Source organism: Collinsella sp. CLA-ER-H2 (genome assembly GCF_040092405.1).
Lineage (GTDB): Bacteria > Actinomycetota > Coriobacteriia > Coriobacteriales > Coriobacteriaceae > Collinsella.
The window spans coordinates 1-25,501 of record NZ_JBBNLO010000011.1; the positions used below are offsets into that span (position 1 = coordinate 1).

At 59.4% G+C, this 25,501-nt stretch carries 23 protein-coding genes; 19 read left to right on the forward strand and 4 right to left on the reverse strand.

Annotated elements, in window-relative coordinates:
• The first annotated feature begins 312 nt into the window (after positions 1-312).
• From AAAX59_RS04480 to AAAX59_RS04535, 12 genes are all read left to right on the forward strand, one after another.
• Complete coding sequence (locus AAAX59_RS04480) at positions 313-1,395, forward strand: DMT family transporter (RefSeq protein WP_022095163.1); 1,083 nt, start codon at positions 313-315, stop codon at positions 1,393-1,395.
• 182 nt (positions 1,396-1,577) lie between these two features.
• The gene (locus AAAX59_RS04485) at positions 1,578-2,501 is read left to right on the forward strand and encodes a PTS mannose/fructose/sorbose transporter subunit IIAB (protein ID WP_022095162.1); all 924 of its coding nucleotides are present in this window, start codon (positions 1,578-1,580) and stop codon (positions 2,499-2,501) included.
• Between the two features lie 36 nt (positions 2,502-2,537).
• A complete protein-coding gene (locus tag AAAX59_RS04490) occupies positions 2,538-3,332 on the forward strand; it encodes a PTS sugar transporter subunit IIC (RefSeq protein ID WP_022095161.1) in 795 nt (264 codons plus the stop codon).
• 13 nt (positions 3,333-3,345) lie between these two features.
• On the forward strand, positions 3,346-4,179 hold the full coding sequence (locus AAAX59_RS04495; protein ID WP_349070839.1) for a PTS system mannose/fructose/sorbose family transporter subunit IID: 834 nt from the start codon (positions 3,346-3,348) through the stop codon (positions 4,177-4,179).
• Positions 4,180-4,378: 199 nt separating this feature from the next.
• The gene (locus tag AAAX59_RS04500; RefSeq protein WP_229025861.1) at positions 4,379-5,362 is read left to right on the forward strand and encodes an SIS domain-containing protein; all 984 of its coding nucleotides are present in this window, start codon (positions 4,379-4,381) and stop codon (positions 5,360-5,362) included.
• A gap of 160 nt (positions 5,363-5,522) precedes the next feature.
• On the forward strand, positions 5,523-6,152 hold the full coding sequence (locus AAAX59_RS04505) for an HAD family phosphatase (protein ID WP_161115153.1): 630 nt from the start codon (positions 5,523-5,525) through the stop codon (positions 6,150-6,152).
• A gap of 355 nt (positions 6,153-6,507) precedes the next feature.
• Positions 6,508-7,515 carry a YitT family protein gene (locus tag AAAX59_RS04510; RefSeq protein WP_349070840.1) on the forward strand — a complete coding sequence of 336 codons (1,008 nt, stop codon included), beginning with the start codon at positions 6,508-6,510 and terminating at the stop codon, positions 7,513-7,515.
• A gap of 218 nt (positions 7,516-7,733) precedes the next feature.
• Positions 7,734-8,453 (forward strand): GntR family transcriptional regulator, encoded by a 720-nt coding sequence (locus AAAX59_RS04515; RefSeq protein ID WP_006235129.1) that lies wholly within the window; start codon positions 7,734-7,736, stop codon positions 8,451-8,453.
• A 322-nt stretch (positions 8,454-8,775) separates the two neighbouring features.
• Positions 8,776-10,755: an ATP-dependent DNA helicase RecQ gene (locus tag AAAX59_RS04520; RefSeq protein WP_349070841.1), complete on the forward strand. Its 1,980-nt coding sequence runs from the start codon at positions 8,776-8,778 to the stop codon at positions 10,753-10,755.
• 2 nt (positions 10,756-10,757) lie between these two features.
• On the forward strand, positions 10,758-11,513 hold the full coding sequence (locus tag AAAX59_RS04525) for a GntR family transcriptional regulator (protein ID WP_349070842.1): 756 nt from the start codon (positions 10,758-10,760) through the stop codon (positions 11,511-11,513).
• 144 nt (positions 11,514-11,657) lie between these two features.
• Positions 11,658-12,626, forward strand: a complete 969-nt coding sequence (locus tag AAAX59_RS04530) for an SIS domain-containing protein (RefSeq protein WP_055310104.1) — start codon at positions 11,658-11,660, stop codon at positions 12,624-12,626.
• An 84-nt stretch (positions 12,627-12,710) separates the two neighbouring features.
• A complete protein-coding gene (locus tag AAAX59_RS04535) occupies positions 12,711-13,358 on the forward strand; it encodes a cyclase family protein (RefSeq protein WP_349070844.1) in 648 nt (215 codons plus the stop codon).
• 144 nt (positions 13,359-13,502) lie between these two features.
• Here AAAX59_RS04535 and AAAX59_RS04540 read toward each other — a convergent pair whose 3' ends face one another.
• Positions 13,503-14,480 (reverse strand): L-lactate dehydrogenase, encoded by a 978-nt coding sequence (locus AAAX59_RS04540; protein ID WP_349070845.1) that lies wholly within the window; start codon positions 14,478-14,480, stop codon positions 13,503-13,505.
• A 211-nt stretch (positions 14,481-14,691) separates the two neighbouring features.
• Here AAAX59_RS04540 and metA point away from each other — a divergent pair, with 211 nt between their 5' ends.
• Positions 14,692-15,618, forward strand: a complete 927-nt coding sequence (metA, locus tag AAAX59_RS04545; RefSeq protein WP_117629029.1) for a homoserine O-succinyltransferase — start codon at positions 14,692-14,694, stop codon at positions 15,616-15,618.
• A gap of 42 nt (positions 15,619-15,660) precedes the next feature.
• Here the strand turns inward: metA and AAAX59_RS04550 are convergent, their stop codons facing one another.
• From AAAX59_RS04550 to AAAX59_RS04560, 3 genes are all read right to left on the reverse strand, one after another.
• The gene (locus AAAX59_RS04550) at positions 15,661-16,257 is read right to left on the reverse strand and encodes a 5-formyltetrahydrofolate cyclo-ligase (protein WP_349070846.1); all 597 of its coding nucleotides are present in this window, start codon (positions 16,255-16,257) and stop codon (positions 15,661-15,663) included.
• A gap of 133 nt (positions 16,258-16,390) precedes the next feature.
• Positions 16,391-16,720, reverse strand: a complete 330-nt coding sequence (locus tag AAAX59_RS04555; RefSeq protein WP_055285251.1) for a type II toxin-antitoxin system HicB family antitoxin — start codon at positions 16,718-16,720, stop codon at positions 16,391-16,393.
• 464 nt (positions 16,721-17,184) lie between these two features.
• The gene (locus AAAX59_RS04560; RefSeq protein ID WP_349070848.1) at positions 17,185-20,226 is read right to left on the reverse strand and encodes an insulinase family protein; all 3,042 of its coding nucleotides are present in this window, start codon (positions 20,224-20,226) and stop codon (positions 17,185-17,187) included.
• Between the two features lie 280 nt (positions 20,227-20,506).
• Here AAAX59_RS04560 and AAAX59_RS04565 point away from each other — a divergent pair, with 280 nt between their 5' ends.
• From AAAX59_RS04565 to AAAX59_RS04590, 6 genes are all read left to right on the forward strand, one after another.
• Positions 20,507-21,211 carry a GntR family transcriptional regulator gene (locus AAAX59_RS04565; RefSeq protein ID WP_349070850.1) on the forward strand — a complete coding sequence of 235 codons (705 nt, stop codon included), beginning with the start codon at positions 20,507-20,509 and terminating at the stop codon, positions 21,209-21,211.
• 149 nt (positions 21,212-21,360) lie between these two features.
• Positions 21,361-21,780, forward strand: a complete 420-nt coding sequence (locus AAAX59_RS04570; RefSeq protein WP_138339751.1) for a PTS mannose transporter subunit IIA — start codon at positions 21,361-21,363, stop codon at positions 21,778-21,780.
• Positions 21,781-21,842: 62 nt separating this feature from the next.
• Positions 21,843-22,316: a PTS sugar transporter subunit IIB gene (locus AAAX59_RS04575; RefSeq protein ID WP_138339750.1), complete on the forward strand. Its 474-nt coding sequence runs from the start codon at positions 21,843-21,845 to the stop codon at positions 22,314-22,316.
• Positions 22,317-22,510: 194 nt separating this feature from the next.
• On the forward strand, positions 22,511-23,545 hold the full coding sequence (locus AAAX59_RS04580; RefSeq protein ID WP_022094037.1) for an SIS domain-containing protein: 1,035 nt from the start codon (positions 22,511-22,513) through the stop codon (positions 23,543-23,545).
• Between the two features lie 108 nt (positions 23,546-23,653).
• Positions 23,654-24,400: a PTS sugar transporter subunit IIC gene (locus AAAX59_RS04585; RefSeq protein WP_349070894.1), complete on the forward strand. Its 747-nt coding sequence runs from the start codon at positions 23,654-23,656 to the stop codon at positions 24,398-24,400.
• Positions 24,400-25,248 (forward strand): PTS system mannose/fructose/sorbose family transporter subunit IID, encoded by an 849-nt coding sequence (locus AAAX59_RS04590; RefSeq protein ID WP_349070851.1) that lies wholly within the window; start codon positions 24,400-24,402, stop codon positions 25,246-25,248. Before AAAX59_RS04585 ends, AAAX59_RS04590 begins: the two co-directional genes overlap by 1 nt.
• Positions 25,249-25,501: the final 253 nt, after the last annotated feature.

A 25,501-nucleotide genomic window follows, 5' to 3' on the forward strand; every position in this document is an offset into this window, starting at 1 on the left:
GGCCCGTCACGGGTCAACCTGCAGTGCGGCCCGAACCCCGTGAGGGCCGGCGCCTTTAGACGCGTGCCGGAAATCCAAGGGTTATACCCTAAGAGCAAACCACCCCTTTTAGGGGTGGTTTTGATTTCACGGCACCTTGGCTCAAATGACGGGCGCTCGCTGACATTGCCAAAACGTCGGCGTTGCCGTGGTTGGCACTTGGGGTCACTCCTGGGAATCATTTCCTCGTTCGCCGAATTGTGTCTTGAAAAATGTATATAACGACTATAACGTAGTACGAAACATATTGGAAACAATACCGAGGAGGCTGCGTTGAAGAAAAGCAATCTGGGCTATGTGCTGGTGCTGATCGCCGCGCTTATGTGGGGCAGCATCGGAATCTTTGTAAACGGCATCTCGGCCATGGGCGTTTCGTCCCAGAGCATGGCTGCCTTTCGCTTGTTGGTCGGAGCGCTTATCTTGGCGCCGGTCCTGATGTTTATGGGCTGCCGTCCGGGTGAGGGGTCTACCGTGGCTCAGGGTCCGCTGGCCCTGTTCAAGGCAAGCCCTAAAGAGCTTGTTCCCTGTGCGCTTGTCGGCATCGTCGGTTTGGCCGCCGCCAACACCTGTTATTACGAGTGCATGGGCGAGGTGGGCATGTCCACGGCCTCGGTGCTGCTCTACACCTCGCCGGTGTTTGGCGTCATGCTCGGCCGCGTGCTTTATCGCGAGGACGTGACCCCCAACAAGCTCGTTGCCATTGTCTTTAACATCGTAGGCTGCGTGCTTGCAGTGACCAATGGCGACCTTTCCGGTTTTCATTTTTCGGTTTGGGGCGTCACGTCGGGCGTGATTGCAGGCCTTTGTGGTGCGTCGCTCGCGGTGTTTAGCCGAATAGCAACCAAGACGGTCCACCCGCTGGCTGTCACGTTTTGGGGCTTTGTTTTTGGCGGTGCGGTTATGGCAGCTATCGCGGCTCCGTGGCCGGATGTCGCCGCGGCAATGTCGCCACAGCTGCTGCTGCTGTTCCTTGGCTTTGGACTCATCCCCACAGCCGTTGCTTACATCTTATATATGCAGGGTCTGTCCATGGGGCTCGAGACATCGAAAGTTCCCGTCGTAATGTCTTTCGAGACGGTCGTCACCGTACTGGTGGGCATTGGTGTCTACGCCGAGCCCGCCGGCGCGATTAAAGTCCTGGGCATCGTGTTGGTGCTCGCGTCCATCCTGATTATGAACACCGACTTCTCCAAGCTGCGCAACAGTGTGTTTGTCGGTCATGTCATTGAGAGCATGACCTTTAAGCCCAACGCGTGGTGGACCGAAAAATCTCAGGACATGGATCTGTTTAAGGAACGCACCGGCATTGCGCTGGAACCCACCGTACAGGAAAGCCCCTGGTACTTCGTGCGATAGGGGATTGCGCGCAGGGTCTGACCTGGGGTTATCCAGCTAGCGCCGGCCTACCCAGTCCAACGTTTCGAGTACGTTAAACCCGTCAACGGTCGATTTTCACCCGCGAACGGTCTTTATACTAATTAGCAATATAAGCAACGTATAAGACGTTATAATGACCATAACGAAAAGGAGGAGGCAAGATGAATCAGATCATTCTCGCATCTCATGGCGGCCTGGCCGCAGGCGCCAAAGACACGCTCGAGATGGTTCTCGGCGACGTGTCGAACGTCCACGTCGTGTCGCTTGCTCGTGACGACAAGGAGCCCATCACCAATAAGGTTGAGGCTATGATCGCCACGTTCAACGCGGACGACACCGTCTATGTGCTGACCGATATGCTCGGCAGCTCGGTCAACAACAACATGGTCGAGCTTTCCAAGAACGGCACGAAGTTCACGGTTGTCAGCGGTTTCAACATCCCGTTGGCGCTCACGCTTGCTATGAGCCCCGCCCCCGTCAAGGGCGCCGAGCTCGCGGCCCTCATCAATGAGGCCCGCACCGGTCTGACCAACCCCAACGCACCGGTCGAGGCCGCCGCGGCTCCCGCCAAGAAGGCCAAGGCGTCCCGTCACAGCTCCGGTCCCGCCAAGATCGTCCTCGCACGTCTTGACTACCGTCTGCTGCACGGCCAGGTCGTCTTTACTTGGACCACCAAGGTTCAGGCCGAGCGCATCATCGTCGTCGACAACGCTGCCGCCAACGATGACATCAAGAAGGGCGCTCTTAAGCTGGCCAAGCCCCAGGGCGTGCGCCTGAACGTCTTCACCGTCGAGCGTGCCCTCGCCAAGATGGATAAGCTCAACACCCTCGGCGAGCGCGTCATGTTCGTCTTTGGCAACACTGCCGAGATGCTGCAGTTCTGTCAGGGCTACAAGCTCGACGCCATCAACCTGGGCGCCACCGCCAACCACGACGGTGCCGATCAGGTCGGCGGCAAGGACAGCTCCGTCTTCCTCGACGCCACCCAGAAGGCCGACGTCAACCAGCTGCTCGACATGGGCATCAAGCTCTATGTCCAGCAGACCCCTACGTATCAGAGCGTCGACATCGACGCCAAGCTGTAATCAACCAGGCTTTTGCCTGACTGAAAGGAGAAGGGTATGAATACGTTCATCAGTGCGGTGCTCGTCGGCCTCGTCGGCGTGTTCTGCATGTGGGACTCCCGCCTGCTCGGTCGTCTTAACTTCGAGCAGCCCCTCGTTGGCGCTACACTCGTCGGTCTGCTGCTGGGCGATGTGCCCACCGGCCTTGCCGTCGGTGCCGCCGTCGAGCTCGTGTCCATGGGCCTGGTGCAGGTCGGCGCCGCCGTTCCGCCCGATATGGTCCTGGGCGGCATCGTGGCCGCTGCCTTTGCGTGCCTGACCGATGCTTCTGCCGAGACCGCCATGACGATCGCCATCCCGGTCGCCGTCCTGGGTCAGCTCCTCGGCATCGTGTTCCGTTCCATCATCGCCGCCCTCACCCATGTGGCAGATAGCGCGATCGATAACGGAAAGTTCAAGACCGCCTACCGTATGCACATCTGCGCCGGCTCCGGTCTGTACGCCATCATGTACTTCCTGCCGATCTTCCTCGCCGTCTTTGTTGGCACCGACCTGGTTCAGGCCATCGTCAACATGGTTCCCGAGTGGCTGTCCACTGGTCTTAACGTTTCGACCAAGATCATGACCGCCTACGGCTTGGCCCTGCTGCTCACCATGATGATCAAGAAGGGTATGACTCCGTTCCTGTTCATCGGTTTCCTGCTCGCCGCTTACCTCAACCTGTCCGTCATCGCGGTCGCTCTGATCGGTGTGTGCCTGGCTGTCGTCTTCATGGGCTTCAAGTTCAACGGGTCCCATGCAGCCGCCGGTGTCGATTCCGACTACGATCCGCTCGAAGACGACGAAGACTAAGGAGGAACACACTATGGCAACCGCAACCAAGGACGTGTCCCTGAACAAGAAGGTCAGCCAGTTCTTCTGGCGCTCCTGGGCCATCCAGGCCTCTTGGAACTACGAGCGTCAGATGAACATGGGCTTCCTCTACGGCATGGTTCCCACGCTCGACCGCCTCTATCCGGACGAGTCCGACCCCAAGCAGCTCGCTGCTAAGAAAGAGGCTTACCACCGTCACATGGCGTTCTACAACTGCACCCCGCAGACGAGCGCCTTTATCCTGGGCCTCACCGCCTCCATGGAGGAGGAGTACGCCAAGGATCCCGAGAACTTCAACCCCGATTCGATTAACGCGGTCAAGACCTCCCTTATGGGCCCGCTTTCCGGCATCGGTGACTCCTTCTTCCAGGGCACCATCCGTGTTATCGCCTTTGGTCTGGGCGTTCAGCTGGCTCAGCAGGGCTCCATCATGGGCCCGATCCTGGCCATGCTCATCTCCATCGTCCCCTCTGTGCTGATCACTTGGTTCGCAGCCAAGATGGGCTATCAGGGCGGCCACGAGTACCTGAGCAAGCTTCAGGGCGGCGACCTCATGGAGAAGCTCATGTATGTCTGCGGCATCGTGGGTCTTATGTCCGTAGGCGGCATGATCGCCACGCTGATCGGCGCCACCACCCCGCTGCAGCTCGCTGAGGGCACCGTCGTTATCCAGGACATCCTGGACGGCATGATGCCCCAGATGATCTCCCTTGGCCTCACCGGCCTTATGTACTGGCTCATCAAGAAGAACGTCAACACCGGTTGGCTTCTCGTGATCGCCATCGTGGGCGGCATCGCCCTCTCCGCGGCCGGCATCCTGGCCTAGTCGCGACCAAGCGTCTAACCGCTTTCCCCCGGGGGCCTGCCTGGCATCCCATACCCCAGGCAGGCTTCCATCCCCAAAATGCGACAATGGGACAGTCCCTTTGTCGCATCCTCAACGGGCCGGCGACTCGGTCCAAATCACGGTAACCCTGCGAGCGCCCGGCAATGTGGCGCCGCAAAAATCGAAAGGAATGTGTCAGATGTACGAGATCGACCTTAACCTCCCTAAGCAGATCGTCGCTGACGTCCTGTCCAACCACGAGATCCACAGTGTCGCCTTCGTCGGCTGTGGTGCTTCCATGTCCGACCTGTACCCCGCCAAGTACTTCCTGGCCAACAACACGGACAAGCTGAACGTTCAGATCTTCACCGCTAACGAGTTCAACTATGACACGCCTTCCTGGGTCAACGAGCACACCTTCGTGATCACCTGCTCCCTCGGTGGCTCCACGCCCGAGACCGTCGAGGCCAACAAGACCGCCAAGAAGCACAACTGCCCGGTCGTCTCCCTCACCAACAAGGCTGGCTCCGCTCTGACCGTCGACGCCGACTACGTCATCGTTCACGGCTTCCACGCCAACTTCGCTGCCAAGTGCGAGAAGCCCGGCTATGCCATCGCTCTTGCTCTCGAGATCCTTCAGCAGACCGAGGGCTATGACAAGTACGACGACATGATCACCGGCCTCACCAACGTCTTCGATCTCTGCGAGAACGCTGCTCAGTCCTGCAAGAAGCTCGCCAAGAAGTTCGCTGAGGACTTCAAGGACGACAAGATGATTTACTTCATGGCCTCTGGTGCCTCCGAGAAGATGGCTTACTCTCACGCCGCCTTCCTGTTCACCGAGATGCAGTGGATCGACGCCGCCGCCTACAACACCGGCGAGTACTTCCACGGCCCGTTCGAGGTTTCCACCGAGGGTAAGCCCTACGTCTTCTTCATGTCCGATGGCGCTACCCGTCCGATGGACGCCCGCGCCCTCACCTTCCTTGAGCGCATGGGCGCCAAGGTCGCTCTGATCGACTCCAAGGACTACGGCCTGGCTGACGCCGTGCCCGCGAGCGTCGTCACCTACTTCAACCCGCTGCTGCACCTCGCCGTTATGCGCGAGTACGGCAACCAGATCGCCGAGGCCCGTCAGCACCCGCTGACCATGCGTCGCTACATGTGGAAGCTTTCCTACTAATCACAAGTAAGTAGACCTTACGGGTTGATTGAGAGGGGATGGGGTTTGCGCCCCGTCCCCTTTTTTGCTCTTGGGAGGGCACGCCTGTCGCGTCGCAAAACCCAGGATAAAACCTACCAAAATAAACCTGTCTCTATTTGGCAGGTGGGAGGAGATGCGTATGATCAAAGCAGTGCTGTTTGACATGGACGGCGTGCTGGTCGATACCGAGTGGTTCTACAACCGTCGTCGCGTGGCGTTTATGGAGGAGAAGGGGTTCCACTTTGACGAGATCCCCGATCTTTCGGGGTCTAACGAGCCGGCCATTTGGGAGGCGCTGGTGCCCGACGATGTTGAGCTGCGCGAGCGCCTTCGCGTGGAGTACAAGCAGGTCTACAGCCCGGACCACCCCGTTCCGTATGCCGAGCTGCTCAACGAGCAGACGGAGCCGGTGATGCGCGCACTGCACGAGCGCGGCGTGAAGTGTGCCATCGCGAGCTCGTCTTATCGTGAGCTCATTGACGAGCTGGTAGAGATTGCCGGTATCGCCGATGTGCTGGACTACACCATCAGCGGTCACGAGTGCAGTGCGTTTAAGCCCGACCCCGAGATCTACCTGCGTGCCATGGAGGCGCTGGGGGTGGAGCCTGCCGAGTGCCTGGTTATCGAGGATTCGCCTTTGGGGATCGAGGCTGGCAAACGTTCCGGCGCCCGCGTCCTGGCACTGCGTCCGCACGAGGGCGTCAACCTCGATCAATCGCGAGCCGATGCCGTTATTGATAATCTGACCGACATTTTGGCCGCTTTGTAGTGTCAATCCGCCGCGAGAAGCACGGGTTCAAACGTTTTTTGCGTTGGACTGGCTCAATTTGGTTTCGATTTTGATCCGTTTGGCTTCGATTCGGACTAAGTGAGTAGACTTTTTGGCGCAGGCCGAGCACAATGCATATCTTCCTTTGTAAAACCGCAGGTCACAGGGGTGGCGGTTTTGGGTGTGCTCGGCAGATCGTAAAAAGTCTACTCACTTGGAATTTTGCCCTTTGGTCGTGGGGGTTGCTGGTCCCGTTTTGGTTGTCGAGGGAGGTTGAATTGAAGCGCCCCCGCACGCTCCATGCTACAATCGCGGGCATGCCCCACAACCACATCTGCCTTCGAAAGGAGCCTACGTGGCGAACGCCATCGATCAGCTCACGGACCGCGTGCTCATGCTCGGCCGCCTCACCATCGTCCGCCGTGCCATTACTGCCGTGGCGGTCACAATTTCTGCCGTCCTCCAGACATTCCTGATCCAGGCGTTCATTCAGCCCGCCGACCTGCTTCCGAGCGGCCTCACCGGCGTTGCGGTCCTGCTCGATCGCGTTACCTCGCTGGGCGGCGTTCACATCGACATTTCGCTCGGTATGCTCGCGCTCAACATCCCCGTGGCGCTCCTATGCTGGAGCGGCATTAGCAAGCGCTTCGTCATCTTCTCGATGATGCAGGTCGTGCTCTCGTCGCTGTTCCTCAACGTCTTTCACTTCGCTCCATTTTTGGGCGACAAGATCATGCTCATCATTTTTGGCGGCGTGGTCTCGGGTCTGGGCGCTGCCATCGCACTTAAATCCGGCGCATCCACCGGCGGCACCGACTTTATCGCGCTGTGGGTTTCCAGCCACACGGGCAAGACCATCTGGGGCGTCATCTTTGGTTTCAACTGCTTTATCCTGGCGATCTTTGGCTTTATGTTTGGCTGGGACAAGGCGGCGTATTCCATCGTGTTCCAGTTTATTTCGACCAAGACCATCGACAGTTTCTATCGTCGCTACGATCGCGTGACGCTGCAGATTACGACGCGCAAGGCAGACGAGGTCATGACTGCCTACGTAAACCATTTTCAGCACGGCATTAGCTGCGCCGAGGTCGTCGGCGGATACAGCCGCGAAAAGATGTACCTGCTGAACACCGTTGTTTCGACCTACGAGAGCCAGGACATTATCAAGTTGGTGTGCGACGTTGATCCCGGCGCCGTGATCAACGTGTTCCACACGCTCAACTTTGTGGGCGGCTGGTGGGGCGGTCATGTCGACGAGCCCATGCCCACGGCCGTTCCCGATCCCGACAAGCCCGCACGCATGGCCAGCAGGCAGGCGCGCCTCAGCGAACAGGACAGCCTGCAGCAGGACGACGGCAAGTAGGGTATTGGCATTTTGCCGGTCCTGCGCAACCCATCCGAACGAGCCCCCCGAAAGCCCCGTTGCTTTCGAGGGCTCTCGTTTGCCCAGATAAAACCTACCAAAATGAAGCTGTCGCTTTTTGGTAGGGAGGGTGTATCGTTTTATCAATATGAGGTAACATGAAACTAGACGTTATATACGTATTAGAAATTTAGCTATTTTGATAAGAGTGATCAGATATGCCTGCGCCCAAAAATGCACCGCTTTACCAGCAGATTTATGACGAAATCAAGGATGCGATCGAGAAAGGTGTTTATGCACCCAAGGAGCGTATTCCGTCCGAGCTTGAACTAGCCGAGCAGTACGAGGTGAGCCGTATTACGGTGCGCCGCGCTGTCGAGGAGCTGTGCTCCGATGGTTACCTGGTTAAGCAGCAGGGCCGCGGCACCTTTGTCTCCACGCCGCACATCAACCGCCAGTTTCACGCCTCGACGCTGCAGACGTTTACCGCGCTGTGTGCCGGCAACGGCATGAAGGCCGGTGCGCACGTGATCGATCGCCAGATCGTTCCGGCGCGCCAAAACGAGATGGAGTTCTTTGGCCTGCAGAAGGATGCGCTGCTGCTGCATATCAAGCGCGTGCGTACGGCCGACGGCGAGCCCATCTTTGAGGAGAACATCTTTGTGCCGTTTGACGCCTACCGTGAGCTGTTGACGGCCGATCTTGAGGACAAGTCGATTTTTGCCGAGGTCGAGCGTGTTGGCGGAACGCCGATTGTCTCGGTTGGCTACCGTACGGTCGAGGCCGTTCGAGCTAACGCCGAGCAGGCGGCCGAGCTGGGCATTGCTCCGCACGATCCGCTGCTCAACCTGCGTGCCGGCTTTACCGGTCCCGATGACGAGCCGGTTTTGATGGGTAAGCAGTACTACGTGGGATCGCGCTACGTTATGGTCATGTAAGTTACGCGGTTTTACCAAACCGCGTAACGGCTCGACGCTGCAAACGCCCCTAAGCGGCAATCTGACGTTCAATCGTCGGTCGCGTACCCAAAGTACGCTTCCCTCCTCTTTCACGTCACCTTGCTCGCTCAGGGGCGTTTTCGCTGACTTATGCTCAACCAGCGACGTTTGCGCGCTTGTCAAGAGATTAGCCGTTGGGAAAGTGTCCAAAAATCCCACGCTCGTTCCTTTTGGATTGCGTTGCCCGTGGGCGACAGCCGTGCGGCACCGGTCCGCGTGGCGGCGTATAATCGGCGGCAGATGACTTGGACGTTAGGAAACCATGACCGATAGCATGCAGCAGATGGCGCTCGACACGCTCGGCGCCTATTTTGGCTACACCTCGTTTCGCCCGGGACAGGACCGCATGGTCGATGCGATCCTTGCCGGTCGCGATGCGCTGGGTGTTATGCCCACGGGTGCCGGCAAGTCCATTTGCTACCAGGTGCCCGCGCTCATGCTGCCCGGCATCACCTTTGTGGTGAGTCCGCTGCTGTCGCTTATGGAGGACCAGACCCGTGCGTTGCTCGCGGCGGGTGCGCGACCCAGCTATCTCAACTCCAGCCTTACTCCGGCCCAGCAAAACACCGTGCTCAAGCGGGCGCGCGAGGGCCGCTACCAGCTTATGTACGTGGCGCCCGAGCGCTTGCTCGAGCCGCGTTTTTTGGCCTTTGCGCAGGAGGCTGCGGGTTCCGCCGGCATTGGCGTGCCGCTCGTGGCCATTGACGAGGCCCACTGCGTAAGCCAATGGGGTCAGGATTTCCGCCCCGCCTATCTGCAGATTCGTGAGTTCATCGATTCCCTGCCGCAGCGCCCCATCGTGGCGGCGTTTACCGCCACGGCGACCGAACGCGTGCGTGCGGATATTCAGCAGATGCTCGGCCTGCAAAACCCTGCGACGGTGGTGACGGGCTTCGATCGCAAGAATCTCTACTTTGGTTGCGAGGAGATGGGCGACAAGGCCAAGACTGCCTGGGTGCGCGACTATGTGATCGCGCATTCGAGCGAGAGCGGTATCGTGTATTGCTCGACCCGCAAGACGGTCGATGCGCTGGCGGGCGAGCTTGCCGAGGCGCTGGGCCCCAGCGGCATTCGCGTTGGCCGCTACCATGCCGGCATGGGCAACGACGCCCGTCGCCAAAGCCAGCGCGCCTTTATCGACGACGATATCCAGGTGATGGTTGCCACCAACGCCTTTGGCATGGGCATCGACAAGCCCAACGTGCGCTACGTGATCCACAACAACGTGCCCGAGAGCATCGAAGCCTACTACCAGGAGGCGGGCCGCGCCGGCCGCGATGGCGACCCGGCCAGCTGCTACTTGCTGTGGAACGGCAACGATTTTCGCATGCGCCGCTTTCTGATCGACCGCGGCGATGCTGCCGATGAGGCGCTCGACGACGAGCAGCGCGCGTGGGCGCTCCAGAATCGATATCGTCTGCTCAGCCAGATGGAGGGCTACTGCAATACCACCGGCTGCCTGCGCGAATACATGCTGCGCTACTTTGGCGACGAGGCCGCGGCCGAGCATGCCGCGGCCAGTACGGGCGGCACCGCCGCGGACGACGTCGAGAGCTGCGGCAACTGCAGCAACTGCCTCACGCAGTTCGAGGTCGAGGACGTCACCGATATGGCCCGCGCCGCCGTGCGCTACGTGGCCACGCGTCCCATGCGCTTTGGCAAGTCGCTCATCGCCGATGTGCTCCACGGCGGCAACACCGAGCGCATTCGCCAGATGCATCTGGACGAGGACCGCGGCTACGGTGAGCTGTCGAGCGAATCGGTCGGGCGCATCAAGGACATCATCGGCCAGCTGTGCGGCCGCGGTTATCTGGCCACCTCGCAGGGGCAGTACCCGGTCGTGGGGCTGGGTCCGCGTGCCGTCGAGGTCGAGGATGAGGCGTTCGCCTTTACCGTTAAGCGTCGTGCGTCCAAGCGCAAAGCTTCGGCCCGCGCCCGCCGCGCCGTCGATCTGCTGCGCGAGGAGGCCGAGCTGGATCAGCGCCCGCGTGTTGGCGACGATGCCGAGCTGTTCGAGCGCCTGCGTGCCCTGCGCAAGGAGATCTCGACGGAGCTGGAGATGGCGCCGTACATGGTCTTTTCCGACAAGGCCCTGCGCGGCCTGTGCCGCCTACGCCCACAGACGCGCGACGAGCTTATCCAGGTCAACGGCATCGGCGAGAAAAAGGCCGACGCCTTTGGCGAGCAGTTTATGGCGGCGATTGAAGAATTTGAGTCCGAGCATGCGCGGGATGGAGTGTAACGATGGCATTCGACGATAAAACCGACCGCACTGACGTGCCCGCCGTGCCGCTGTACCAGCAGGTCATGGACGACCTAAAGGGCGAGATCGCGCGCGGCGTGTACGTGGCCGGCTCGCGCATCCCTGCCGAGATGGAGCTCGCGAAGTCCTACGGCGTGGGGCGCATCACCGTGCGCCGTGCCATCGAGGAGCTGTCGCGCGCGGGGTATCTCAACCGCCAGCAGGGGAGGGGCACGTTTGTGTGCGCCCCCAAGCTCAAGCGCAAGATTCGCCAGAAGGGTGACGTCCAGAGCTTTACTGAGGGTTGTGCTGCCAACGACATGGTGCCGGGTGCGCGTCTGGTGTCGCGCACGGTGGTCGCGGCGACGCACGAGGATGCGGCGTTCTTTGGCGTGGAGCCCGGCTGCGAGCTTATCGTGGTCGAGCGCGTGCGCACGGCCGACGGCATCCCCGTCATGCTCGAGAACAACGCCTTTGTGCTCGCCGACCATCCCTACCTGCAGACGCTGGCCGACGAGGACCTCACCGATAACTCAATCTTTGCGCTCGTTGCCGAGCATTCGGGTCGCGCGCCGCTCAAGTCCGACCCCTGCACCGTGGAGATTGCGCTTGCCGATACTCAGACGGCCCCGCTGCTGGAGGTGCCGGTCGGCGAGCCTCTCTTCTATATGGAGGCCTACTTTACCGACGCCGGCGGGCGCCCTCTACTGCTCGGCCGCCAAAAGATCGTGGGCTCGCGCTACGTCTTCGACATCTAACGTCCACAGATAGAACAATATAGAACAAATTTGCTGAGATGACTTCACGGGCGTTGTTACACGTGCTATAAATAGGACAACATAGAACGACAGCAGGTATGAGCTGTCGTCGTTCAAAGCCGCCCCACAAGGAGGAGCATCAGCATGAACGCACATGATCTGGTTCAGGAAATCATCGAGCGCAAGGGCAAGGTCGAGAACGTCTTTTGGATCGCCTGTGGCGGTTCGATGATCGACCTCATGCCGGCTAACGAACTGCTCAAGCGCGAGGCCACCACGTTTACCTCGACGGTCTATACGGCGCGCGAGTTTTGCCTGATGGCTCCCAAGAGTCTTGGCGAGAAGTCGCTCGTCATCGCCTGCAGCCACAGCGGCAACACGCAGGAGGTCGTCGACGGCTGCGAGATGGCGCTGACCGCCGGTGCCGAAGTCGTTGCCCTCACCGACTGCGAGGGCTCAAAGATCGACAACGGCAAGTGGACTACCTGGGTCTATCCGTGGGGCGAGGGCGTGTCGCAGGCCGAGGTGCCGCAGGGCATCGGCGCTCTGATCGCCGCCGAACTGCTCGACCAGCAGGAGGGCTACGAAGCGCTCGCCGACATGTACGAAGGCCTTAAGCAGATGGACGCGCTGCTGCCCGCCGCCCGTGAGAAGGTCAACGCCGAGCTGGGCGCCCGCTTTGCCGAGCTCTGCCAGCAGCACAAGTTCTTCTATATCCTGGGCTCCGGCCCCAACTTTAGCCAGACCTATGCCATGGCGATCTGCTCGCTCATGGAGATGCAGTGGCAGCACTGCTGCTACATCCACTCCGGCGAGTACTTCCACGGCCCGTTCGAAGCCACCGAGCCCGGCGTGTTCTACTTTGTGCAGCTCGGATCGGGCGAGTGCCGCCCCATGGAGGAGCGCGCGCTGGCGTTCCTCAACACGCACACCGATACAGTCATGGTGCTCGATGCGCTCGAGTACGGCGTGGGTGAAGTGCCTGCCAGCGTGCGTTCGTTCCTGGAGCCGATCTTCTTCTACAACATGAGCTGCGAGCTGCGCGCCGCCCGCGGCAAGGTGTTCGACCACAGCCCCGAGATTCGTCGCTACATGGGCATCGAGCAGTACTAGGTACCGGGAATAACCTCTCACGACGGGGCTTCCGCCAAGTGCGGGCCCCGTTTTGCTTTGCCAAGAAAGAAATGGGGATTGAACATGCGCGTTCTTGATTTGACTCACACTATTAGGGAAGACATGCCGGTATTTCCCGGAGCCGATACACCCAAGCTGCAGCCGGCGAGCACCTACGAGCACGACGGATTTAAAGAGACGCTCATGCAGATGTACACCCATACGGGGACGCATATGGATCCACCGGCGCATCTGTTTGCCGACCGCACGACGCTCGATGCGTTTCCGGCAAGCCAGTTTATAGGCAGGGCATTGGTTGTCGATTGCCGCATGCTCGCCGAGGGTGAGGCCATTACTGTGGAGCAGCTCCGTCCCTATGGCGACAAGGTGACCCAAGCCGAGTTTTTGCTGTTTAACTTGGGTTGGGATAAGCGCTGGGGAACCGAGGCGTACTTTGGCGACTATCCTTGCGTGGACGATGAGGTGTTGGAACTGATCATCGACGGCGGCTACAAGGGCATCGGCTTTGATGTAATTGGACTCGACCCCATCGCGGACGAAAACCTGACGCGCCACAAGAAGTTGTTCCGCGCATGCGATATCGTCAACATCGAGAATCTTAAGGACTTGGACTGTTGCGGCGACGATCTGTTCTGGTTTAGCTGCGCACCGCTCAAAATTGAGGATTGCGACGGCTCGCCCATTCGCGCAATCGCGTGGTTTGAGGATTAAAGCGCCCTGTTCCATCTGCCGAAGAACATTCACCTTCGATTCGCAAGCGTGCCGTGTGAGTCAAAAAGCGGGTCGCGCCGGGGATTTCCGGCGCGGCCCGCTTGGTATCGCGCTTAGATTCGCGAGATTGCGGCAACCGGCGGCCTACTTTGCGTCGTATGCCTCGGTGTCCCACCAGTCGAGCTGGGCGATGTTGTCGCGGATGTGCTGGCAGCTTTTGTGGAAGCCCTCGAGCTCGTGCTCGGACAGGTCGAGCGTGTAGACTTCCTCGACGCCCTCGGCACCGATCACACACGGCAGGGAGGTGAAGATGCCCTCCTCGCCATACTGGCCGGTCATGAGCGTAGATGCCGAAAGTGCGGCGTGCTCGTTGTGCAGAACGGCGGCGCAGACGCGCGCGGCGGAGTTGGCGACGGCGTACTCGGTGCACTGCTTGCCCTGGTAGGTCACATAGCCGCCCTTGCGCGCGAGCTCCTCGACCTCCATGTGGTCGAAGGCGTACTTGTCGGGGTTCTCGGCCTGGAGCTCGTTAAGGCTCTTGCCGGCGATGGTTGCTGCCTTAAAGGCGGCCAGCTGGCTAAAGCCATGCTCGCCGATCATGTAGGCGTCGATGGACTTGGGGCTCACGCCGACCTTCTTGGAGATCTCGGTACGCAGACGGGCGGAGTCCAGACCGCAGCCCGAGCCGATGATCTTCTTGGGATCGTAGCCGGTCAGGTGCCACAGCTCGGTGCACACGACGTCGCAGGGGTTGGAGATGCTCACGAAGATGCCGTCGAAGCCGGCGTCGACGATGCGCTTGGCAAAGGTGCGGGCGGCGTCGGTGGTAAAGAACAGCTCGCCGTCGCGGTTGCCGGCGGCCAGCGCGACCTTGCCGGCGGCGTTGACGATGACGTCGCAGCAGGCAAGCTCCTCGTAGTGGTCGTAGCAGTTGACGATCTTGGTGTTATACGGGACAAACGAAAGGGAGTCGCGCAGGTCCTGGACCTCGGACGTCACCTTGGCCTCGTTGATATCGCACAGGTACAGCTCATCGGCAATGCCCTGCATAAGCAGGCTGTTGGCGACATGTGCTCCTACGTGGCCCTGGCCGACCACACCGATCTTACGCGTCTGGTACATATATGTATCCTTTCGGCCGAGTTTTTCGCGTCGAACCATTGTAGCGTCCTGCTGCCACTTTGCTAGGCTAAAGCGCCGTAGAATTTTGGGACATGCTTTAATCTCTACTTTTGGAGTGATTTGGGCCGCTGACGGCATCGCTGGGCGATGTGCTCGCGCGGATGGGGCCGCTCGTTGTACCATAGCTGCAACTGACTCGTAAGGAGCATCCATGCCCATTCGCATTCCCGACGCCCTCCCTGCCGCCGCGCAGCTCGAGAGCGAGAACATCTTTGTCATGACCGAGTACCGCGCGCTGCACCAGGACATCCGTCCGCTGCGCGTGCTCATCCTCAACCTCATGCCCACCAAAATCGCCACCGAGACGCAGATCATGCGCAAGCTCTCCAACACGCCGCTGCAGGTGGAGGTGGACCTGCTGCGCACCAAGACGCACGAGGCCACGCACGTGAGCGCCGGTCACCTGGAGACGTTCTACCGCACGTTCGACGACATCCGCGACATCCACTACGACGGCCTGATTATCACGGGCGCGCCCGTGGAGCAGATGCCGTTCGAGGAGGTCGACTACTGGCCCGAGCTCTGCCAGATCATGGACTGGTCCACCACGCACGTGCACTCCACGCTGCACATTTGCTGGGGCGCGCAAGCTGGCCTGTATCACCATTACGGCATTCAGAAGTACGATCTACCGGCCAAGGCAAGTGGCGTGTTCGAGCATTATTTGGTGAAGCCGCAAAGCCCGCTGGTCCGCGGCTTCGACGACCGCTTCTATGCCGTGCATTCGCGCAACACCGATGTGCGCCGCGAGGACGTGGAGGCCGAGCCGCAGCTTGAGGTCGTGGCCGTATCCGACGAGGTAGGCCTATACATCGTCAAGTCGACCGACAGCCGCCGTTTCTTTGTCTTTGGCCATCCCGAGTACGATACCGACACATTGCGCCTGGAGTACGAGCGCGACGTGAAGCGCGGGCTCAACCCTCAGGTGCCGGCGCATTACTTCCCGGGCGACGACCCCACCGCCGAGCCGCGTAACGTCTGGCGCAGCCAGGCTCAGCTGCTCTACACCAACTGGCTCAACTATTACGTCTACCAGACCACGCCCTACGACCTGGCCCGCGCCGGCGAGGAGCACTAGGCTGCGATGGTACTGCTGTAGCCGTGCCTGATGTGGCAGCGGTTAGGCGCTGATGATGTTGGGCAGCGGCAGGTCGTGGGCATCGGTGGGGATGTGGTCGACGCGCTGTTCGTCAAAGGAGATGCCGATGATCTGGCATGTGGCCGAAAGCGTGGGCAGGTAGCGGTCGTAGCAGCCGCCGCCGTAGCCCAGGCGTGCGCCGGTGCGGTCGAAGGCCACGAGCGGCACAACAATCATGTCGAGAGCCTCGGCAGACACGATGGGGAAGCGGTCGCTGTCGATGTCCGCGGCAGCGAAGGTTCGCGTAGGATGGGTGATAAACGGAGCCGCGGCCGCGTCGCTGGCGGCGACCGCCCGCATGCACATGCGCTGGTCACAAGCTGCGGCATCAATTGCCGAGAGCATGCACGGATAGGCTACGCGCCAGCCGCGCGCGGCGGCCGCAGCGGCAAAGGCGGCGGGATCTGCCTCGGAACCCATCGCGGCATAGACGGCAACGGTGTGCGGCGCCGCGACACCCAAGCGATCAAACAGCTCAACCAGCCGCGCACAGATAACGGCAGACTTTGCCGCCCGCACATCCAAATCAAGAGCATCGCGCCGAGCAATCACCGCCCGCCGCAACTCAGCCTTGTCCATCTCGGCTTCCTCTCCCAAACCTACCAAAAAGGGACAGGTTTATTTTGGCAGGTTTTATCTGGGCAAACAGCGAAAACCACCACGAAGGGAACACAGGCACCCTCGTGGTGGTTTTGATGGCGACTCGTCTCTATTACAACGCCGCGGCGATTGCTTCGGCCACAAATTTGTTAAGCGATTCACCCTTCTTTGCCGCCGCCAGTGCTGCCTGCTTGTGAAGCTCGGAGCCTGTTCTCACATTGAATGAGCCCTTAAAAGCCCGCTCTGGTTCCTTGCCCTTTTCGGCACAAAACTCAAGGTAATCGTCGACGGCGTCGTGGAAGCATCGCTCCACTTCTTCAACCGTGGAGCCTTCAAATACGATTGCGTCCCTAATGCCGGCGACCATACCTGTTAGCACATGCTGTTCGGCATCGAACTCGACCGGGGCGAAATAACCCTTGTATGCCAAAACGTTACTCATGACTACCTCCGACATCTTGCAGAAAGCGAACGATGTTTCGAATGGTCCCCGCTGTCAATTCGTCAGATGGATGAGGCGCGTGCATTACGAACATCCTGCCATCTGATGGCCTGTAGAAGCGAACGCGCGATCCGGATGTCTTGCCTTTGCTGTCCATTTCAAAGCCATATGAAGCCATAACTTTAAGAAAGTCAGCGAATCTATACGTTGAAGGACAGCTAAGCAGCTGGGCGATGAGTTTATCGGATCGAGTCATCCCGCCTCACATTCTGCAACTATATTCTAGTTGCAATTTCAGTTCGATGCAAGCACCTCTACTATAGAACATGTGTGCGTATAGAACAAGTGTTCGAATCACAACTGAGGAAGGAGACAGGCACCTTTGTGGTGGGCTGCGCCGCCCCGCTCAAACCGCAGAAAAAAGGTAGATTTTTAGGCATGTCCCAAAAATCTACCTTTGTGCATTAAGCCAGCAGGTCGATGACGGTAAAGCCGGCATTGCTCTTGGCGATGACGTCTCGGCCGCCAAAGACGCAGGTGGGCGACTCGGCTGCGATGCGCGTCACGTCGGTGCCGAGCGAGCGCAGCTCACCGGGCGTGGCGGCGAGCATCTGGGCGCGACGCTCCTCGCGCGCATGCGGATCGAGCCCTGCCAGGTAGGTCGTGTTGCGGCGCTTGGTGAGCGCGTACGGCTTCACCGGCGCGTCCATGCCGCTCACGCAGCTCACGATAAAGCCCTCAAAGGCGGCCTCGTCGGGCTCAAAGCGGCCAAGCCATGCACCCGCGCGCTCCACGCGCTCAATCGAGGGGTCGATTGCCGGGTCGCGGTAGGTGTAGAACGCCGCCTGACGCTCGCCGGCTGCGCGGAATCCGCAACCGTACGCACCACCCTTCACGCGGATCTCGTTCCACAGGTAGTCGTAGGAGAGCGCGTTGGCAGCCACGGCCCAAGCGCCTGTCACGTCGAGCCCCAAGCGACGCGGATCGCACGCACGCGCGGCAAAGCAGATGTCGCTGGGGATCACGAAAGCCTCGTGGCGGTCGCACGGCGCCGGCACCACGAGCGCGTCGCGGCCGGCACCATCGCCCGCGCCAAGCCCCAGGTTGCCCGCGGCATCCCAGTACGCGTCAAAGTCCTCATCGCTGCCGGTAAAGCTCGCCATGCAGCCATCGGCCACAAAGATGCGGCCTGCCAGCTCGGCAAGCTTGGCGCGCAGGTCGTCCAGACGCTCGTCAAAGTGTTCGAGCAGATTGCGAAGGAACAGGTAGAAGTTCACGCCCGAAAGCTGCTCGCGCACCACGGCCGAAGGCGAGCTGTAGCTCATCGCGCGACCGAGCGCCGCCGAGTGACCATTGTTGATAAAGACCTGCTCAAGCCCAATGCGAATCTGCGTGAGCACGTCGCGCACGCGGTCGGCGTCGGCGTCTGCCAGCAGCGTGCTCGACCATACCTCGCGCGGCAGGTTTGCCAGCGCATCGATCTTCTCGGACAGGGCGCCGGCGCTTACCAGCAGGTAGGGGCGCACGCCGTCCACGTCGGGCTGCGTCATGACCTCGGTCGTAAAGCTCAAAAAGCCCAGCCTGCCGGCGATGAGATTATCGAGCTCCTCGGCCGAGTGCTCGCTCGTGGGCAGCTGCTTGAGCAGGCGGCAGAGCAGGGTCACGTAGGGCAGGTCCTCAAACGCGACGCAACCCAGATCGAAATATTGCATGGCGTAGGCCAGGCGGTTGGTGGGGATGTCGTGGCGCAGGCAGGGGATGGGTGCGGTTGTGTCCACGACCAGCGGCGGCTCGGGGCGTGCCTCGCTAATGTCGGACACGCGCAGGCGCGGCAGCGTGGCCTTGGCTTCGGGCGTGTCCTCGGCCTCCTGCGCGGCACGCAGCGCGGCCGTGCGCTCGACCACGTCGGCCATCTCGGTATCGGTCATGGCATCGCGCTTGGCTGCCAGCTCAGCGCCCTCGGCGCCCTCCGAATCGGAGCCGGCGTCCACCGGCACCAGCTCGACGAGCGCCATGTGGTCGTTTTCCAGCACCAGCTCGCGCAGCAGGTCTTCAAAGTAGCTACCGTCCAGCTCGCCGCGCAGCTCCTCGTACACCGGACCGTACTTGAGCGCCAGCGTCGCGGCGTTGTCATCGTAGAGCCAGGTGCTCAGCGCGTCGCACGCAATGGCCACGCCGTCGGCGATGCCGTAATCACGCTGGCGCAGGTCGTACTCGTTGCTGCTGATGATGGCTTCCAGGCGCTCGCGCGGAACGCCATGCTCGCACAGGTCGCGGCAGGCGTCTTGGAACACGCGGCGCAGCTCGCGCGCCACACCAGGCTGCGCGTTTTGCAGCATGATGAGCTCGTAGGGCTGCAGGCTTTCGGCCGCGGTGTAGCTCACCACGTTGCCGCCCACGCCGGCGGCCAAAATGGCCTTCTTAACCGGCGCTTCGTTGGAACCCAGCAGCGCCTCGAACAAGATATCCGCAGCGATCGTGCGCTTGCGATCGAGCGCGCTACCCAGCACAAAGCCCAAGCCCACCAGGGCGTTCTCGGGCGTGGTTGCCATCTCGACGCGCTTATACTCGCAGGTCACGGGCGCCTGCACGCCCAGCGGATTGGGCGCCAGCGTGGACGGGTCCTCGCCGGCGGCGACGGCTGCGTCCATGCGGCGGCTCGCAGCGCTCGACTGCGACAAATAGCGCTCGTCCAAAAAGGCCAGCGCGCGGTCCACGTCCAGGTCGCCGTAGAGCGTGATGTAGGAGTTGGAAGGGTTGTAGTGGCGCGCGTGCGTGTCCAGGAACTGCTCGTAGGTGAGCGCAGGAATCGCGCGCGGGTCGCCGCCGCTCTCGTGCGCATAGGCGGTGTCGGGATAGAGCGCGGCGTTGACGGCGTCGTCCAGCACACTCATGGGGTCGGACAGTGCGCCCTTCATCTCGTTGAACACCACGCCGTTATAGCACAGCGTGCCCTCGCGCAGGCTGGCGGAGCTGTCGCCGTCCTCGCCCTCGACGCCCTCCGGCAGGTCCAGCTCGTAGTGCCAGCCCTCCTGCTCAAAAATGGTGGGCTTGGTATAGATAGCCGGGTTGAACACCGCGTCCAGGTACACGTCCATCAGGTTGTAGAGGTCCTGCTCGTTGGTGGTGGCAACGGGGTAGATGGTCTTGTCGGGGTAGGTCATGGCGTTGAGGAACGTCTGCATGGAGCTCTTGATCAGATCGACAAACGGCTCCTTGACGGGGAACTTGGCCGATCCGCACAGCACCGAGTGCTCAAGAATATGGAACACGCCGGTGGAATCGGCTGGCGGCGTCTTAAAGCCAATGGCAAAGGCCTTGTTCTCGTCGTCGCATGCCAGGTACAGCAGGCGAGCGCCCGAGGCAGTGTGGCGCAGCACGTAGGCGTCCGAGTCGAGCTCGGGCACGGTCTCGCAGCGCTCGACGGCAAAACCGTGGCATGTGGTACCGGGTACCAGCAGCGCGGCAGCAGCGGCGCGCGGATCGGTTGAGGTGGTGGTGGGCATATGCAGTCTCCTTTGACGCCCCAGCGGGGGCGAATCGAGTCGAATCCTCGAGAGTATACCCATATGGGGCCGCGGCTCTGCAGCGAACTGGAAACGATGTGGGTGGACTAGCCTAGCTAGGTTGATAACGAATGCCGCGGGTAGCCGCTGCATCCCGCTAAAGTGAAATAACACCCCGTTTACCGAATCATTTAGGAAATATATGGACTCCTAAAAAGTTCTAATACAATATAAGTCATCTATCTATAAGCTGCTGATTCCTTGCAAAGGTATGGTTGATATGGTTGAAGCAAATAGCGTTATCCCCCTGTACAAACAGATTGTTCGTGCGCTTTCTGATTCGATCGCCAACGGCACGTACCGCCCGGGAGATAAGCTTCCGACCGAGGCGGAGCTCATCGAGCAATTTGGCGTGAGCCGAATAACGGTTCGCTCCGCAATTAAAGAAATGGAAGATGCTGGGCTTGTTGAGAGGGCCCGCGGCAAGGGCACGTTCGTTTCGTCGGACACACAGATGTATGCCGCGGACGACCGTGAGAGCTTTACCCATTCGTGCCAGCTTGCTGGAAAACAGGCGTCTACCAGGGTTCTCGCAATGGGCTGGGACTTCCCAAGCCTGCGAGACGCGAAGTTCCTAGGCGTAGACGATACCCAAAAGGTATTGCGTAGTCGTCGTCTGCGCCTTGTGGATGACAAGCCCACGATGCTGGAAACCAATAGCTATTCCGCTGCGCTTTCTTTTTTGGAGCATGAATCCCTCGAGGATTCGCTGATGGCGGTACTCGATCGCCAGGGGATCAAGATGGGTCCCAACACGCGTACGCTCGAGGTCTGCAATGCGAGCGAGCTCGAGGAGGCATACCTTAACGTGGAGCTGGACTCTCCGCTGCTTCTGTTTGTCGATAGACGTTATGCTCCAAGCGGCGAGCCGCTTTTCATCTCCCGTCAGGTGTACTGCACCGAGCGACTGAAGTTCTATCTGTAAGCAAGGGCGGCCGTTCTGTAAAAGGAGCGGCCGTTTTACCGACCAATTGTTACCGTTCGCGGAATTGGAGAATTAACGCACCGCAAAAAGGAAATTGCTTATATACTTTGTTATGACAATATAGTACGTCTTATTGATATTGGAGAACTATGAATAAGATATTGCTAGCGAGTCATGGTTATCTCGCCCAAGGTATGAAAAGCTCTCTGGAGATTCTGATGGGCGCCAACGACCGAATCGAGTGTCTGTGCGCCTATGTCGATGACGACACGAGGGATGTCGCAGCGCTTATCGATGCTTGGATGGAGTCGAAGGATCCGGCCGACACGTGGTTTGTCGTAACTGACATCTTTGGCGGTTCCGTAAACAACGAGTTCATCCAGAGGCAGGCCGCCGGATCGTTTACGTTGATCGCCGGAATGAACTTGCCGCTGCTGGTGGAAATGGTTACACAGCTGGACTTCCTGGATGCGGACAAGGCCAAAGCCGCGGTCGAGGGATCGCGTTCGTTTATCCAGCTTTGTGAGGCGGCGGATATGCTCGCCGATGTCGAAGAAGAAGAGTTCTAGCTCAAGCTTCAACGAATAATTCAACCCTGTCATTACCTTTATTACGCGCGGAGATGATTACGATGATTAAGCTTACGAGGGTCGATTACCGATTGATTCACGGCCAGGTCGCCATGTCTTGGACACATGCGCTGGATGTCGATTGCATCCTGTGTGCCAGCGATGCCGTGGCAAAGGACGACATGAGAAAAGCCGCTTTGAGGCTAGCTCGTCCCAACGGCGTGAAGCTCGTCATAAAAGACGTAAACGCGGCCATCGAGGCGCTCAACAGCGGCGTCACCGACAAGTATTCGCTGTTTATCATTGTCGAGACGATCGAGGATGCCTATCGCCTTGCTAAGGGTTGCAAAGACATCAAAGAGATCAATTTGGGCGGAACTCGAAAGTCTCCCGAGACCACGCTTCATCCGACTCCCGCGATCTTTGCGACCGAAACCGATGCCGAGCATATCCAAGAGCTTGTCAATGATGGCGTGGTTATCGAAATCCGTCAGGTCCCCAATGACTCAAAGGTATTTGCCAAGGACGTTTTCTAGCTGGAAACATGCCATTGTCTAGCATTTATTAACTAGGTCCTCCTTTCTTAAGCCCGTCGATCATTTAATCGGCGGGCTTTTTATTAAAGAAAAATCAAAAAAATCTGAAATAGTTCTTGCATAGTTAGTTATATAAAGTATTATAACGTCATGAGATGAATGAAGGGTTCATCCAAGTGAGTTAGGAGTAAGGGATGTTCAATTTCGATGAGCCTCGTTACGAGAAGGTTGTGAGCGATGCCCTCGCTCTCCGTCCTCAGATTGAGGCTGCCGTGGACAAGGTCTGCGAGCAGGGTTATTCCAACATCTTCTTCATCGGCTGCGGCGGCACCTGGGCCCACACGCTCCCGATGAAGTATTGGGTCGAGACCACCACGGCCGACGTCGACGTCCACTGCGAGATTGCCGCTGAGTTCCTCGCATGCCCGCCCAAGACCTTCAACAAGGACTCGGTCTGCGTCTTCTCCACCCGTACCGGCACCACCCCCGAGATCATCGAGGCCGCCAAGTTCTGCCAGGAGCAGGGCGCCCGCACGCTGATGTATGTCTCCAACGACAACACCCCGGCAACCGAGTACGCCGATTACAAGTTCTTCAGCTTCGCCGAGGACGACGTTCTGTGCGAGGCCATCTACACCTACCAGATCACGCTGGTCGCCCGCTTCCTCAAGAACGCCGGCGCCTTCCCCAAGTACGACACCTTCATGGAGGAGTTCGGCAACATCGCTCCGTACCTCATCAAGGCCAAGGACGCTCAGGACGAGCGCTGCGCCGCCATGGCCGAGGACTTCAAGGACACCGACTACCACATGGTGATCGGCTCCGGCATGCTCTGGGGTGAGGCCTACGACTACGCTATGTGCATCCTCGAGGAGATGCAGTGGATCAAGACCAAGTCCATCCACGCCGCCGAGTTCTTCCACGGCACCATCGAGCTGTGCGAGGAGGGCACGAGCCTCATCATGCTCTACGGCGAGGACGACACCCGCAAGCTCATGGACCGCGTGGACAACTTCACCCACATGCTCGCCGACGAGAAGGGCGTCCATGTCCGCGTGAACAAGTTCGACACCGCCGAGGTCGAGCTGCCGTTCAGCGACCCCGAGTTCCGCAAGATTGTCTCCCCGATGGTCACCTACACCATCACCGAGCGTCTGAGCTGCCATCTCGAGCACGTCCGTAACCACCCGCTTACCACGCGTCGTTACTATCACCAGATGAACTACTAATCCTCTCAAATTGCTGCGGTTGTCTGCAGGCGAGCTGCGCAGAACGCCTCGCCTGCAGACCTGTTTCTGGGGTTGATCGAAATGGTTGTCCAGTAACTTCTAGTTGCACTGGTCGCATTTATTGCGTCCATGGACGAGCAATTATTTGGCATTACGATGCTTGGTCGTCCGCTGTTTACGAGCCTGTTTGTCGGCTTGATCCTTGGCGATGTCCAGCAGGGCGTTATCGTCGGCGCTGCTTTGGAGTCCATGTTCATGGGCGCCATCATGGTCGGCGCGGCGGTTCCTCCCGAGGTCTATGCCTCCGGCGTGCTTGGCTGCGCGTTTGCCGTCATTACGGGTACGGGCACGGCAACTGCCGTCGCGCTCGCCCTTCCCGTCTCCGTCTTCCTTCAGGTGTGGCGCAACTTCTGCTACGCCGTTCCGGGTGCCTTTGCCTGCAAGAAGATTGAGACCGCTCTGGCAAATCGCGATCTTGTCAAGGCGAACCTGTACCATCTGACCGTCGTGCCGCTGTCGATTGGCATTCCGTCTGCACTGCTGGTGTTTTGCTCGCTGTTCTTTGGTGCCGACCTCATCAACAATGCGCTCAACGCGATTCCGCAGTTTGTGATGGACGGCCTCAACGTTGCATCCGGCGTCATGGTCTGCATCGGCTTCGCACTTCTTATTAGGACCATGGGCGATAACAAGCTGCTTCCTTGGCTGTTCCTGGGATTCATTATGGTCATCTACCTCAAGATGGACGTTATCGGCGTCGCCGCAGCTGCCATTTGCGTCGCACTGCTCCTGGCCTTCCGCGAGGGCTCGTCCGGTCCGCAGACGGTTGCTGCAGATGAAGAGGAGGACTTCTAATGGCTACCCAGAACACCGACCTCAAAGAGGCCAAGAAGGACGCGATTATGAGCCCCGATATGTATCGGAGCATGTTCCTTCGCCAGTTTACGAGCCAGTGCTCGCAGTCGTACGACAAGATGATGGCAATGGGCTTCATGTACACCATTCAGAAGCCCCTGCGAAAGATCTATCCCAACGACGACGATTACTATGCGGCGCTTGATCGCCATACCGAGTTCTTTAACATCACGCCTCATGTGCTTCCGTTTGTAGCCGGCCTAACGGTTTCGATGGAAGAGCAGGCGGCTGCCGATAAGAACTTCGACACGTCCTCGATTAACGCCATGAAGGTCGGCCTCATGGGACCGCTTTCCGGCATCGGCGATTCGTTCTACTGGGGTACGTTCCGCGTGGTCGCCGCCGGCATTGGTATTGGCATCGCGTCGACGGGCAACCCGCTCGGCCCCATCGTGTACGCGCTCATCTACTCCGTGATTAACTTTGCAACGCGTATCGTCGCCGCCCATCTGGGATACGACCTGGGAACCAAGTTCCTGCAGCAGTCCGAAGAGAACAACCTTATGTCTCGCATGACGCATGCTGCCGGTGTCCTCGGAATGACCGTTATCGGCGCCATGATCGCGGCACAGGTCTCACTTTCCACTGCTTTGACCTTTGACGTGGGTGGTTCGGAGATTGTCCTGCAGGATCTGTTCGATTCGATCTTCCCCGGTCTGCTGCCTTTGCTGGCAACGTTCGCTTGCGTTGCCCTGTACAAAAAGGGTGCCAAGACCATTTGGATTATTATTGGCATCTTCGCGATCTGCATCATCGGAACGGGCTTGGGAGTGTTCGCGGCGGCGTAAAGTTGACTGCTATGCTCGCGCGTTGGATAACTAACTGTCCGTTTGAAAACGGGGTTCGGCGTAAGGCCGGCCCCGTTTTTTGTTTGAGGGATTTTCCGACCGTTCAAAAAACCACGCTCGTCCATCACTCACGTATCTCTCATCTCTCATTCGTCACTAATACGAGAGATAACTGAAAGACGAGAGATAAATACGAGAGATAACTGAGCAGCAAAGAGACAAGCAATCATGGTATTGTCTCAATATTGATTGT